9 protein-coding genes and 3 pseudogenes are annotated in these 13,084 nt (G+C 59.3%); 6 read left to right on the top strand and 6 right to left on the bottom strand.

All coding sequences use genetic code 11. The features are described from left to right. Nucleotides 1-145 (bottom strand): co-chaperone GroES (locus AC1DZU_RS28240; RefSeq protein WP_477289881.1); only part of this gene is annotated, 145 nt, incomplete at its 3' end. A 437-nt stretch (nucleotides 146-582) separates the two neighbouring features. Here AC1DZU_RS28240 and AC1DZU_RS28235 point away from each other — a divergent pair. Then, complete coding sequence (locus AC1DZU_RS28235; RefSeq protein WP_477289880.1) at nucleotides 583-846, top strand: DNA -binding domain-containing protein; 264 nt, start codon at nucleotides 583-585, stop codon at nucleotides 844-846. Between the two features lie 113 nt (nucleotides 847-959). Here the strand turns inward: AC1DZU_RS28235 and AC1DZU_RS28230 are convergent, their stop codons facing one another. From AC1DZU_RS28230 to AC1DZU_RS28220, 3 genes are all read right to left on the bottom strand, one after another. Next, on the bottom strand, nucleotides 960-1,148 hold the full coding sequence (locus tag AC1DZU_RS28230; RefSeq protein ID WP_436175372.1) for a hypothetical protein: 189 nt from the start codon (nucleotides 1,146-1,148) through the stop codon (nucleotides 960-962). A gap of 507 nt (nucleotides 1,149-1,655) precedes the next feature. Beyond that, complete coding sequence (locus tag AC1DZU_RS28225; RefSeq protein WP_477289877.1) at nucleotides 1,656-2,153, bottom strand: hypothetical protein; 498 nt, start codon at nucleotides 2,151-2,153, stop codon at nucleotides 1,656-1,658. A 49-nt stretch (nucleotides 2,154-2,202) separates the two neighbouring features. Next, the gene (locus tag AC1DZU_RS28220; protein ID WP_436175449.1) at nucleotides 2,203-2,553 is read right to left on the bottom strand and encodes a c-type cytochrome; all 351 of its coding nucleotides are present in this window, start codon (nucleotides 2,551-2,553) and stop codon (nucleotides 2,203-2,205) included. A 1,154-nt stretch (nucleotides 2,554-3,707) separates the two neighbouring features. Here AC1DZU_RS28220 and AC1DZU_RS28215 point away from each other — a divergent pair. From AC1DZU_RS28215 to AC1DZU_RS28195, 5 genes and pseudogenes are all read left to right on the top strand, one after another. Then, nucleotides 3,708-3,989, top strand: a pseudogene (locus AC1DZU_RS28215) (transposase); the annotation flags it as partial. A 500-nt stretch (nucleotides 3,990-4,489) separates the two neighbouring features. Next, the gene (locus AC1DZU_RS28210; protein ID WP_477289876.1) at nucleotides 4,490-5,743 is read left to right on the top strand and encodes an efflux RND transporter periplasmic adaptor subunit; all 1,254 of its coding nucleotides are present in this window, start codon (nucleotides 4,490-4,492) and stop codon (nucleotides 5,741-5,743) included. Next, nucleotides 5,740-8,856: an efflux RND transporter permease subunit gene (locus AC1DZU_RS28205; protein ID WP_477289875.1), complete on the top strand. Its 3,117-nt coding sequence runs from the start codon at nucleotides 5,740-5,742 to the stop codon at nucleotides 8,854-8,856. Before AC1DZU_RS28210 ends, AC1DZU_RS28205 begins: the two co-directional genes overlap by 4 nt. Before the next feature lie 81 nt (nucleotides 8,857-8,937). After that, nucleotides 8,938-9,615, top strand: a complete 678-nt coding sequence (locus AC1DZU_RS28200; protein ID WP_477289874.1) for a response regulator transcription factor — start codon at nucleotides 8,938-8,940, stop codon at nucleotides 9,613-9,615. Further along, entirely contained in the window at nucleotides 9,602-10,984 is a 1,383-nt protein-coding gene (locus AC1DZU_RS28195; protein ID WP_477289879.1) for a sensor histidine kinase, read from the top strand. Before AC1DZU_RS28200 ends, AC1DZU_RS28195 begins: the two co-directional genes overlap by 14 nt. Before the next feature lie 479 nt (nucleotides 10,985-11,463). Here the strand turns inward: AC1DZU_RS28195 and AC1DZU_RS28190 are convergent. Beyond that, a pseudogene (locus tag AC1DZU_RS28190) lies at nucleotides 11,464-11,884 on the bottom strand (RNA pyrophosphohydrolase). A 64-nt stretch (nucleotides 11,885-11,948) separates the two neighbouring features. Next, a pseudogene (locus AC1DZU_RS28185) lies at nucleotides 11,949-12,719 on the bottom strand (DUF4158 domain-containing protein); the annotation flags it as partial. Between the last annotated feature and the right edge of the window lie 365 nt (nucleotides 12,720-13,084).

Genomic DNA, 13,084 nt, shown 5'->3' with positions numbered 1-13,084 from the left:
CCGAGCCGACGGCGATGATCTCGCCTTCCTGCGGCTTTTCCTTTGCCGTGTCGGGGATGATGATCCCGCCGGCGGTCTTGGATTCGGATTCGACCCGGCGAACGACCACGCGGTCATGAAGCGGGCGGAACTTCGACTGTGCCATTTTTATTATCCCTGGTGCGCAGGTTGAAAGGTTCTCCGTTGCCGGAGGGTGGTTAGCACTCGCTGTTGGGGAGTGCTAAGATGTCGGTGAGATAGGCTGTAGGTTCGTACTTAGTCAAGACGGGCGGGGGACGGACTGAAAGGCAAAAGATGTGGAATCGGCGCGGAAGCCTGCCCCCGTTACGGGGCATCCAACTGCCTAAGCGAGCGTTTCGGCCGTAAGTTCTGGGCCGACTTCGTCTGTGTTAAAAAATGTGAAATTATGTGAAGTTAGTGGCCGAGCAGTCGGCGGAATCGACGGTCAGCCGAAACAGTCTTTGCGCTTTTTGCAATTCATCCCTTAGCCTGGAGTTGCATCGCCAAAGGAGCGTTTCTCGCTTGGAGCGGGCACTTGCAGACGATGATCGGAATGTCGCCTTGTGGACGATATTCCCCGTGATGAAATACACAGACGTTGAACCAGGTCTTCAAGATGAAGTCCCCTGGTCTGACAGCCTGACCGCCTACGACAAGGAGCACTTCAAGACCTACTTGAGGTTCCTGGACGCCTCCGCCGACGATGCCAATTATGAGGAGATGGCGCATGTCATCCTCGGCATCGATCCGGCGGAAGAGCCGGTGCGCGCGCGGAAAGCCGCGCGAAGCCATCTCGATTGGGCGAACTGGATGATGACGACCGATTATAAGGAGTTGTTCGCGTAAATGAGGGTGAACGGGCGGCGCACACACGCTGCTTGGCAGACGTGATCACGGCCGTTCGCCGCAAGAATGACATGGCACCCGGGCCCTGCGGGATTGCAGGCTTCGGCTGACGCCTATTCATTGTCAAACTCCGCTCCTCGTACAGGCAGAAGATTCGCTGCGCCGATGCGTCTGTGCGTGGCCATGCAGGTCAGCGGCGGCCGCTCGTCATACTTGGCCGGTGCAGCAAAGGCGGAGAAGAGGAAGCCGTGTTCTTGAGGGTCAAAGCCGACGATGTTCCAATGGTTTTTTGTCGAGACCATGTAGATATGCTGCCTGGTGAGCCACCGCAGGAGGATCGATAAACTCCGAGGTTTTCGGCAGCCGCTTTTCGTACGACGTGCAGTGCACATCGTGCAAGAGATTGCCAGTCTCGCGGACGCTGTCGATTTCCTCAATGCATGGCCCCAGATCGCCGAGACCCGATCCATGAGGCCGCCCTCTCGCCTGCCGAGATCCCACCTCTGGTAACCCGGGCATCACAGGACGTGAGGGCGCGAGCGACAACGTCATTGAGGAGCCCTAGGCAGACAGGGACCATGCCGAAGTCGACGATTTCCGCCCAAGGACAAGCCGCCAGCAACGAGCTCAGCATTATCTGGTTGGAATCGTAAATCTGACCGTGCCAAGGGGTTCACCCGGCTCTTTCCATTCGGTTCCGGTCGAGAGCAGAAGTCCTATCCGGGTTTTTCGAAGCAGTTGGACGTCGGCGATCGCCGCCGCTCCCAACGAGGTTAGATCCCTGGCGGATAGGCCCTTGTCCCGCGTTATCAGTCCCGAGCCGGCGCTGACGTCCTCGCCAGCAAAACGGATGTGATGGCCCCGACGGGCCGCTCGTGAATCGTAACGGTGTCGTCAATTCGCTCGCAGCGCTCTTGCATGACCACGGCGTCGAAGGTCCACGGAACAGGTGCTCCCGTGAATATCCGGAGTGCAGTTCGGGGGGCAAGGTTCTCAAGAACGCGTACAACGCCGGCGACCACCCGTTCAGCGACAAGAAAAGTCCAAGGGCCTTCCCCATCGAAATCCGCCGTTCGTACGGCAAATCCGTCCATGGCCGAATTATTGAACGGAGGCTGCGAAACAGGCGAGTATATATCGGCCGCGCAAACCCTCCCCAATGCATCGACGAGCGAGACCGTTTCCCTATGTCGAACAGGTTTGGGGAGCGCGATGGCTTTGGCTACCGCCGTCTCGAACGGAATAACTTCGCCACTATGCCCGGCAGAACAGTCGGCTTTCAAAACTGGTTTCACGACTTGAAACACTATTGCTCCCTCCTTTGCGTTGTTCCCGAAACGCAATGGCCAAAGGTTTCTAACCTGACACACTCTTCAGATAGGCGATGACGTTTTTGACGTCCTCGGGATTCTTGAGGCCAGGGAACCCCATTTTGTTTGCCGGCACTTTCGCCTTGGGATTGGCCAAATACTCCATCAGGTTCGGCTCATCCCATACGAGGCCCGCTGCGCCCGCATCCTTCATGGCTTTCGAGTACGAATAGCCCGGAACGGTCCCAACTGTCCGGCCTACAACGCCTTTCAAGGTTGGCCCGACCTTATTCGCGTCGGTATCAGCGCTGTGGCATGCGGCACACTTTTTGAAGACTGTCTTTCCGGCCTCGATATCCTGAGCCCGGGCGACCGGAGGCAAGCACGCCAAAACCATTGTGGCGACGAATAGATATTTCACGCGGGAATTCCCCGATTGAAGATACGGCAGGCGGTCGATATGTTTATAAGCCATGATCCAATCCTCGCTTAAAGTACGTTGCTCAGGCAGCCGTAAAGAAGCTCGTCGACTCCCTCGGCGTAGATTTCGCCCTCGGCGTCGATACGCAGCTCGTATTGAGGAATAATGGCCGTCGACTGGTTCCAGATCTGCTACCTTTCTCAAATGTGAGTAGCGGCCGGGACAACTATTGAGTGGTCATGGGCGCTGTAGTTCCATGGGAACCTTGTGCGGGCACGTGGTCGAGAATCCGACAATGTCGCGGTCCGGCCCGCTCCGTCCTGGTAACTGACGCCGAGGATTCGTTCGGCTTCATCCTGTTCGATGGGTGTTCGATAAGTGTCAGCCCCAGTGCAGACTTTGTCTGAGTCTGCGCAGGCAGTGCCACAGGTATGGCCATTCCTGCATCGGCAAACGTTCCTCCCCTTAGAAATTGACGGCGGCCGATGTCAGGCAGCTTGTTGCAGCAATTCATGCGTCCTACCCATTAGGCGAAATGTTATCGCAAAAAGCTCTGCAACGCTTGTGCCAACCGGAAAAGCCGGCGATTTCATACAAAATGCGAATGGGATCCACATCCGAGGAATCGCGGCCAAGGCCCCGCAGACCCATATCGCAAATCGTCTGTCAGCGGTCCTCGACGGGGTCACAAAGATCGGTCGGGTAGACAGTACAAGCACAATGGATGGCCATCGGAGGACGTGGGAAATTGCGGTTCGGTGAACCAGTGTGGTCGTTTTCGTTCGCTCCAACAGGTCCAAAGCGCTAGCTCCGAGGCTTAGAAGCCGGCGTTTGAAGTTCCTCCCAAGCTGAAATGTCATTTGGGACTCGATGACGAACCGTCATGGATTTATACGGACGAGATCAACGCATTCTCATGGCGTGTGGTCTGATCAACGACCTGTCGACATCTTTTGCATTCATAAGTCCGGCGGGTCGTGTCCCATCAGGTGGTGTAGCTCGGCGGTTATGAAGCCGCTCGCGAGCGCGCCGTTAGTAGCGCTGTAGCGAGTGAGCGGCGTGTCGGTGGTCATCGGCGCTTTCCGGTAGGGTTTGGTTGTTGACGCCAACCCATTTCGGAAGGACCACCGATGACCGACGACATGATGAACCTGCGCACGCTCGTGAAGAAGACCCCGGATGCCGATCTGCTGCGGGAGATGATCGGCTTTGCCGCCGAGCGGCTGATGGAGCTGGAGGTGGGCGCGGCCACCGGCGCCGGCTATGGCGAGAAGACCCCGTTGCGGCTCGCTCAACGCAACGGCTACCGCGAGCGCGATCGGGAGACGCGGGCCGGCACGGTCGAACTGCGCATTCGCAAGCTCAGGAAGGGTTCCTACTTTCCGGGCTTCCTCGAACCGCGCCGCATGGCCCCGGGGTCGGATTGGCCCGACGCTCAGTCCGCATCCACTCGTCATCGGGCCAAGGCTCCGCCAGCCATCAACGCTTGATTTGTCCCTGATATTTGCCTCGGTCAGCCTTTCAAGGACGCTTGATCTGATGCCGTATTTCCTCAGCGTGTATCCAATCTGGCGCGGCGTCAGTCCAAGGAGGCGCCGCCTTTGTCTGAACCGAGCCATCTCTTCACGGCCGCGAGGACACGCTCGCGATTTGACATACTCGTACCTTTAAAGAGGCTGCGCTGGGAGGCGCCAGCGGTGCCTGGTCGCTGTGACGACGGACGGGACCGTAGCGGCGGCCCAAGGAGCAGCCTCAGTCGCCGGGTATATTCCACGGAGAATTACTCATGGCTGGTTACGCAACGTTTCTTAACACCGATTTTAATAGCGCAAAGGGATTTCCGACGTAATGCTGCAGTGCAACAGAACGGTCTTTGAGCGTGCCGTTTATGCACTGTCACCAGGAGATCCGAATGCTCGAACAGACCCCAGACAAACCGCACGAGCCTTTGGCGCAACAGACCCTTCCCGCTGAGAAGTTCCGCAAGTCGCGGTCGCTGCGATTAATGTTCGCGATCGTCCTCTTGGGCGGTAGCTCTTTTGCCATCTATGCCTACAGCAGCGCTCGCCCTTCGGACGCCGTCGCGCTCGCAACTGTCGCACCGGCGCCTCCCATTGTGGTCAAGGCAGCGCAGGCGCAACTTGGGAACGTTCCGATCCGGGTCACAGGGCTCGGAACCGTGCAACCCTTCAACAGCGTGACAGTCAAGCCTCGCGCCAATGGGCAGATCAACGATATCGTCTTCACTGAAGGCCAGATGGTGCATGCGCACGATGTGCTCGCCCGCCTGGACCCGAAACCCTTCCTTGGACCTCTGCATCAGGCCGAAGCGACGCTGGCCAAGGATCAGGCACAACTCACCAATGCTCAAGCTGATCTGCAACGCGTTTCGAGCCTTGCCCAGAAAGGCTTTGCCACGGGCCAGGTCCTCGATACGCAAAAGGCGCAGATCGCCCAGACGGAGGCGACGATTTTGGCGGACAAAGCCGCCATCGAGAACGCGCAGACCCAGATAGACTACACCACCATCACCTCGCCGATCGACGGCGTGGCGGGCATACGGATGATCGATGCGGGCAACATGATCACTTCGACCGATCTGGGGATTGTGACAATCAATCAGCTCGAGCCGATTTCGGTCGTTTTTACCGTGCCGGCGGACGCCGTCGCTGACTGGCCGGTCGGAACGCCAGCGTCCGCGATTTCCGTCACCGCCCTAGCGGCCAACGATAGCAGGATGCTCGACACGGGAACTTTGAGCCTCGTCGACAATCATATCGATCCCGCGACGGCTACCATCAAATTGAAGGCGACTTTCCCGAACAAGGACCATCAACTGAAGCCGGGGCAGTTCGTCAGTGCCCTGTTCCAGAGCGTGCTCCTGTCCGAGGCGACTTCGGTTCCATCAAGTGCCGTTCAGCAGTCGGCCAACGGCACTTACGTCTATCTGGTCAAGCCGGAGGACTCGACGCTGGTCCAGCGCCAGGTGACGGTCAAACGCGTAGCCGGCGACGTCACCGTGATTGCTTCGGGCTTGAATGCCGGCGATACGGTCGTCACCGAGGGGCAATACAGCCTGAAGCCCGGGATGAAAGTGTCGACGCAGAGCGCCGGATCGCAGGACGCGGCAGGCGAAGCTTTGGGCCATCGAAGGGATCGAGTGTGAGCGTCTCCAACATATTCGTCCAGCGTCCAATTGCGACCGGGCTGCTGACGCTCGGCATCGTGCTCGTGGGCATGGTTGCGTACATGCTTCTGCCGATCTCGTCGCTGCCTCAGGTCGATTTTCCGACCATCGCTGTAGAGTCCACGTTGCCCGGCGCCAACGCGGAAACGATGGCGAGCACGGTAGCGAGCCCGCTCGAACAGCAATTCTCGACCATACCCGGCCTAGCCCAGATGACGTCGACGAGTACGCTCGGCAAAACCGACATGACGCTGCAGTTCGATCTCAGCCGCAATATCGACAGCGCGGCCCAGGACGTTCAGGCGGCGATCAACGCGGCGAGCGGCTCATTGCCAAAGGCAATGCAAAGTCCGCCCACCTACCACAAGGTCAATCCGGCGCTGTTCACCGTGATCTCCATCGTGCTGCAGTCGGACACGATCCCCCTCCCGCTTGTCATGGATGCGGCGTCTAATATGGTTGCCCAGACCTTGTCCCAGATTCCGGGAGCCGGCTTCGTGGACATGCCCGGTTCTTCGAAATCGGCCATCCGAATCCAGCTCGATCCCATGAAGTTGGCCAGCCTCGGGATGAGCCTCGAAGACGTTCGGTCCGCGCTGGTAGTGGGGACGACCAACGGACCCAAGGGCACTCTCGAAGGCGCGCAGCGCTCGGTCACGCTTGACGCCAATAACCAACTCCTCACCTCGGCGGACGCGAGCGCGGCAATCATCGCCTACCGCAACGGATCTCCGATAAGGATCAGCGATATCGGACGCGCGATCGATAGCGTCGAGAACACGACGTTGGGTGCATGGTACAATAATCGGAAGGCTGTCCTCATAGACGTTCATCTGCAGTCGGGCGCTAACGCGGTTGACGTCGTGAATGGCGTCAAGGCCGCCCTGCCAGGACTGCGGTTGCGCCTCCCTCCCTCGGTCCAGATCATGACGGCGGGTGACTCTACGGTTGCCGTTCGCGCAGCCGTGGCCGACGTCCAGTTCACACTCATGATTACGATCGGGTTGGTTGTCCTCACGATCTTCCTATTCCTCAAGAGCATGAGCGCGACCATCATTCCGGCCGTCACGATTCCCGTTTCCCTGATCGGCACATTTGGCGTGATGTATTTGTTGGGTTACTCGCTGGACAACATTTCGCTGATGGGACTCACGATCGCCGTAGGGTTTGTCGTCGACGATGCGATCGTCGTGATCGAGAACATCGTCCGGCACATCGAGGGCGGCGAATCCCCTCTTGAGGCCACCTTGAAGGGGGCGAGCGAGATCGGCTTTACGGTCGTTTCCATGACCGCATCGCTGATCGCGGTCTTTATCCCGCTGCTTCTGATGAGCGGCATGGTCGGCCGGCTGTTCCGGGAGTTCTCCGTCACCATAGCGGTAGCGCTCATCATTTCGGCGCTCGTTTCGCTCACCCTTACGCCTATGATGTGCGCCCTGATGATCAAAGGCCATCGTCACGAAGCCAAGCCCAACCGCTTATCCAGCCTGCTCGAACGCGGCTTCGACTTCATCCAGCGGGGTTATAGCCGTTCGCTCCGCGTCGTGGTCGGACATCCAAGGCTTGTTCTCCTCTCCTTTTTCGCAACGCTGGCTGTAACGGCGGAGTTGTTCCTAGCGATCCCGAAGGGCTTCTTCCCACAACAGGACCTCGGGCTGATTTCCGGGTCCACGCAGGCCGCGCAGGATATCTCCTTCCAAGCGATGGCAGCCAAGCAGCAGGCCGTTGTCGATCTCATCCTGAAAGATCCGGCGGTCGACACGGTCCGGTCCACCCTCGGCGGCTCCGGGCGCATGAACTCCGGCAACTTGCAGATCGTCCTCAAGCCGCTGTCGGAACGATCCGTGTCTGCGGATCAGGTGATTGCACGCCTCCGCAAGGAAACGGCCGGTGTGTCCGGCGTCAGCGTGGGCATGCAGGCTGTACAGGGCATCAACGTGGGCGCACGCGGCTCCCAGACGCAGTTCCAGTACACCTTGCAGGACCCCAACCTGCCCGAACTGTACAGATGGGCCGACACGATGACCGCCGAATTGCGCAAGCTTCCTCAGGTCCGAGACGTTGCGAATGACCTGCAAGCCGCGGCGCCGCATGCCAGCATCGCTGTCGACAGGGACACGGCATCACGCCTCGGCATCACGCCGCAGGCGATCGACGACACACTCTACGACGCATTCGGTCAGCGGCAGGTCACGACGATCTTCACCCAAGCCGACCAGCACAAAATCGTCATGGAGATCGACCCGAAATACCGAGTCGATGCAGGCGCGCTTGATGCGATCTATGTCGGAAGCAATTCGGGCAAGCAGGTTCCGCTCAGCGCTTTCGCCAAGGTCAGTAGCTCCGTGGCGCCGCTGACGATCAACCATCAGGGCTTGTTCCCGTCCGTAACGCTGAGTTTCAATCTCGCGCCCAACGTCGCCCTCGGGGACGCGGTTACGGCGGTCGAAGCCATGCAGGCACGGATTCGCATGTCCGCGACGGTGCAGACCGGGTTCCAGGGCACCGCACAGGCCTTCCAGGCCTCGCTCAGCACGCAGCCGATGCTAATCGTGGCAGCCCTGATCGCCGTGTACATCGTTCTCGGCATGCTTTACGAGAGCGTGATCCACCCGATAACCATTCTGTCGACCTTGCCTTCAGCGGGAGTGGGCGCCCTCGCGACGCTTATGCTTGTTGGTGGTCAGCTTGATGTCATGGGGCTTGTCGGCATCATCCTGCTCATCGGCATCGTGAAGAAGAATGCGATTATGATGATCGACTTTGCATTGTCAGCCGAGCGGGACCGCGGCTTGCCGCCAAAGGAAGCCATTATCCAAGCCTGCATCTTGCGGTTCCGGCCCATCACAATGACCACGCTCTGTGCGCTGTTGGGCGCGCTGCCGCTCGCTTTAGGTACAGGCGTCGGTTCGGAACTCAGACGCCCGCTCGGCATCGCGATCGTGGGCGGACTCTGCGTGTCGCAGCTGCTGACGCTGTACACCACGCCGGTCATCTACCTCTACATGCAGCAGTGTGCAGGCTTGATGATGGGCGTCAAGTATCGGATCATCGGGCGTCGGCCCGCGCTCCCCGCAGTCCCGGCAGAATAGGTTGGGGAGCGGCCGTGCTTGGCCCGCTGACGCCCGCCGGGGTGCAGCAACAACGTGGCCAATGGGAGAGGACAACACGCTGTGATAAAGGTCCTGGTCGTCGAAGACGATGCAGATACGGCCGATGAGATCGTCGACGAATTCTGTGCGGCGGGGTTCGAAGTCGAGCGCGCCGCGACCGGGCCGGACGGGTTGACTAAAGCCAAAACCCAGGTCTTTGACGTGATCACGCTCGATCGCCTACTGCCTGGCCTAGACGGTCTGAGCCTTCTCGAAAGCTTGCGCGGAGGCGGCGTGGATACGCCGGTTATGGTCCTCAGTGCACTGTCCAGTGTTGACGAGCGCATAAGAGGATTGCGGGCGGGCGGGGACGACTACCTCGTGAAACCGTTCTCGCTGGCTGAACTGCGGACGCGCATCGAGGTGCTGGCGCGCCGCACTCCCGATCAGCGAGCCACGGTCCTGCGGCTCGCCGACCTGGAACTTGACCTTTTGACCCGCACGGTACGACGCGGTACCCGCATCGTCGAACTCGTACCGCGCGAGATCACCCTGCTCGAATATCTGCTTCGGCATGCCGAGCAAGTCGTCACGCGAGGGATGCTTTTCGAGCATGTCTGGCACTATCGCTTCGATCCAGGAACGAACCTCGTCGACGTTCATATCGGCCGGTTGCGCCGTAAGATCGATCTGGCAGATGAGTTGCCGCTGATCCATACGATTCGTGGTCGGGGGTTTGTCCTTCGTGCACAGGACTAGGATCTTCCAAACGGCCAGCTTCCGCCGCACGATCGGCGCGGCGGGGATCCTTGCCCTCGCGCTTCTGCTGATGGCTGGGTTTTTCTACAGGGAGACAGTTGGCTATCTCACCAAACAGATCGACGATTCGCTGATCGGCGACGCGCGTTCTTTCGCACGGGATGATCCGGCATCCCTTCCAGCCCGCATCGAGAAAGCATTGGCTATCGACAAGCGGCAGGAAAAGGCCTTCGGCATCTTCTCAGCCGATCGCACGCGGCTCGCCGGTAACATCGCAATACTGCCATCAACATTGCCGGAGCTCGATATCCCGACAACTCTGGTGCTGTCCCTGGACAACGGTGCGGAGAAGCGATCGGAGAGCGTACGCGGCGTCGCGACCATCCTCACCAATGGCAGCATACTTTTACTGGGGCGTGCAACGGCATCGCTGGACGAAATAAAAGAAATCGTCGCTAGGGCCATGGCGCTCGCAATCATCCCTGCGATCGCGCTTTCGTTGATCGGCGGGCTGGTGATGAGCCGGGCGATGTTACGGCGCGTCGAGGCTGTGCGCCGAGCCTGTAGTTCCATCATGGAGGGCCATTTCGACCGAAGATTGCCGGTTCATAAGCGCCAAGACGAATTCGACAAGCTGTCGGTGATCGTCAACACGATGCTGGACGAGATCGAGCGGCTCATAGCGGAAGTGAAAGGGGTCGGCGATTCCATTGCCCATGACCTCCGAACGCCGCTGACGCGCTTGCGCGCACGCCTTGAGCGCAGTTTGCGTGCAATTTCGGGTGATGCACCTGTCAAGGCTGCGATGCAGAAGTCCTTGGCGGACATCGACCAGCTGCTGGCGACGATCGCTGCCCTGATGCGGATTGCCGAGGTGGAGCAGAGCCGCCGCCGAGAGAATTTTTCACGTGTCGATCTCGGCGACATCGTGACCGCGTTGGCTGAATTCTATGGGCCGATCGCAGAAGAAGGCGGCCTCGATTTCGCAGTCGTTTGCCAGCCGGCGGTGCCGATAGACGCTGATGGCGACTTGCTGTTCGAGGCGCTAGCTAATCTCGTCGACAACGCAATAAAATTCACCCCGCCGGGCGGGCGGGTCGGGCTCGAGCTTGTTGGCACGCCGACAGCAGCGGTCGTGCGGGTTTGGGATACGGGACCCGGCATTCCCTTCGAGGAGCGGGGCAACGTGCTCCGGCGCTTCTATCGCCTCGACCGCAGCCGCCATGATCCGGGATATGGGCTCGGATTGAGCCTTGTCGCAGCCATAGCGCGACTGCATCAATTTTCATTCAGCCTTCGCGATCACGAGGGCGGCGGACTGAGTGCTGAACTATCCTGTCCGGCAGCCCGAGTGAGTAATAGGCTTTGATAAAAAGGGCGATGTGATGGCGACGTCAAGTCCGGGCTTTTAGAGCCTCACTTTCGGCAGAGTCGGCGTAGTGCGGCCATGGACATCCCGGCGTCTCCTGGGACCGTGTTGACGTGAATTTCGGTCGGCACGAAGGGTGCGTTTACCATCCGCTTCATTGGGCTCCCGCACCACCAATGCGCATGCGACAATCGCCCCCTCCGCCAACGACGGCGCTCCCCAGCCGTAGGGAATCGCTCTGTTGTCTGAGGGGATCAAACGCGCTTTGACCTATTTCGGCTTTCCGTCCAACAGCCATGCGCGACACTCCACGCAGCAGGTCGTAAACAGCATAATATCACAGCGAATGGAACGCCAACGCGCAAATTTTCCTTCCGAAAATCCTGGATCGACGCAGGCAGTAATCCCGTTCGCCGCCGCTATCCCCTTGTGCACTCGCCGAGCGTGTTTACTGTAATCGGTTCCAGGTCTGAGGAAGGCTATTGCACGAGGTGCCGGAACGCAGCCACCACATCCTCATAGACCTTGCGCTTGAACGGCACGATCAGGCCCGGCAGATCCTGCATAGGCCGCCATGCCCATCTGTCGAATTCGGCCGTATGCCCCCGCCAGGAGGTGGATTGATCTCGATTTCGCTGACATTACCATGGAAGCGGTAGGCGAACCATTTTTGCGTCTGGCCGCGATAACGTCCCTTCAGCGCCGATGAATTCGTCCGGCAAATCATAGTTGATCCAACCCGGCGCCTCGGCTAACAGCGAGACGCTGCGCGCAGCGGCTCCTCGCCCTTGTCGATGCCGCCTTGCGGCATCTGCCACAGTTGCGTTGCACCGGCATATTCATTGTCCTGTTCTGCATTGCGGCGCCCGACCAGACCAGGCCGTCGATACTGAGGATCATCAACCCGACACAGGGACGATAAGGCAGAGTTTCGCGATCGACGCGAAGGGGCGGCGTGTCGTCAGTCCATGTGCCGCTGCTTCTTGCGGCTGTTGGCTTGCGAGAACAGCCTCCCCATCAACTTGATAAACATCGTCACGGAATCATCGGTAAGCTTCTGGCCCAGTTTGATGACCTGCGCCACGATCAGGGCGTGCTGACGGCTGGCGTTGAAGTCGTTGGCCAGCCATGCTGGCGTGGCATTGCCTTCGTATATCATCTGATCCCAACGTCCCGAAGAAATGCGGACATGTAACGCGGGGTCGATCTCCAGCGTCGGCAGAAACGTGATCCGCTCGGTCAGTCCAACCAGGTTTGACGCTCCAGGCGCTTCTGACGCTGATCTCAACCAATGAAAGCGCGTTTGACTGATCGTCGGGTCGACCTCCAAACACACGTCCAACGATGCAAGCCGATCAGCTGGTATCGCTTCGATCAGTGGCCCCTCTGCCCGTCGCCGGGCAATGGCCCGCGCCGCGATCCCCATCCGCTCAATGATGTTGGCTGCCGGGAGCAGCGAATTTCGATTGCGGAACTCGGCTGCGATGACCCCAGCTATCGAAGCACCCGCGTCTGTTGTTGAGGCTTTCTCGATTGCCGACAGCAATGCGGCACGCCGATCTTCGGCTGTTGCGTTTCGCTTCTGCAAATAACCCAGGAGGTGAGCAAGGTGATTGCTGCGGGTTTCCTCACGACGAGCATACAACCTGAACATGCAAAGTTGGATCGCAAAGCCGAGCTGATTGTGTTCACGGCGCCGTAGCTGGATTTCCATCAAATCGGCCGGCGAAGGAATAGTGGAGGGTCAGACTGGCTTCACCGGAATGTCGAATAGCGCTTTTCGCTCGTGTTCTTTGAGAAGCGCTCGTCGGGCCACTTTCCACTCCACTCCAGAACGGTCGTGGCAAAGCCTCTGTCCAAAGCGGCGTAACGGTACAAGACGCAAATGGCGTGTCGACAGCGAACATCCGGGCGTTCACTCTCCGTTCGACCTTAGCGCGTTGTTTAGCGTACTTTCAACGTAATGCCCTCGTTTAGACTCGGAGCTGATCCTTCCCGGTCTATCACCAGGATTTGGCTCGCGACCCGGCACCGGCGGTTCGTCTTTGTGCGGCGAATCCTCCTGTGTCATCCAGGCCGCATCAACTCGGCCATCAGGCT

The sequence above is a fragment of the Mesorhizobium sp. P2_A12 genome (assembly GCF_056405075.1).
Note: the sequence above shows the minus strand (reverse complement) of the source record. Positions and strands in the feature narration are given on the sequence as shown.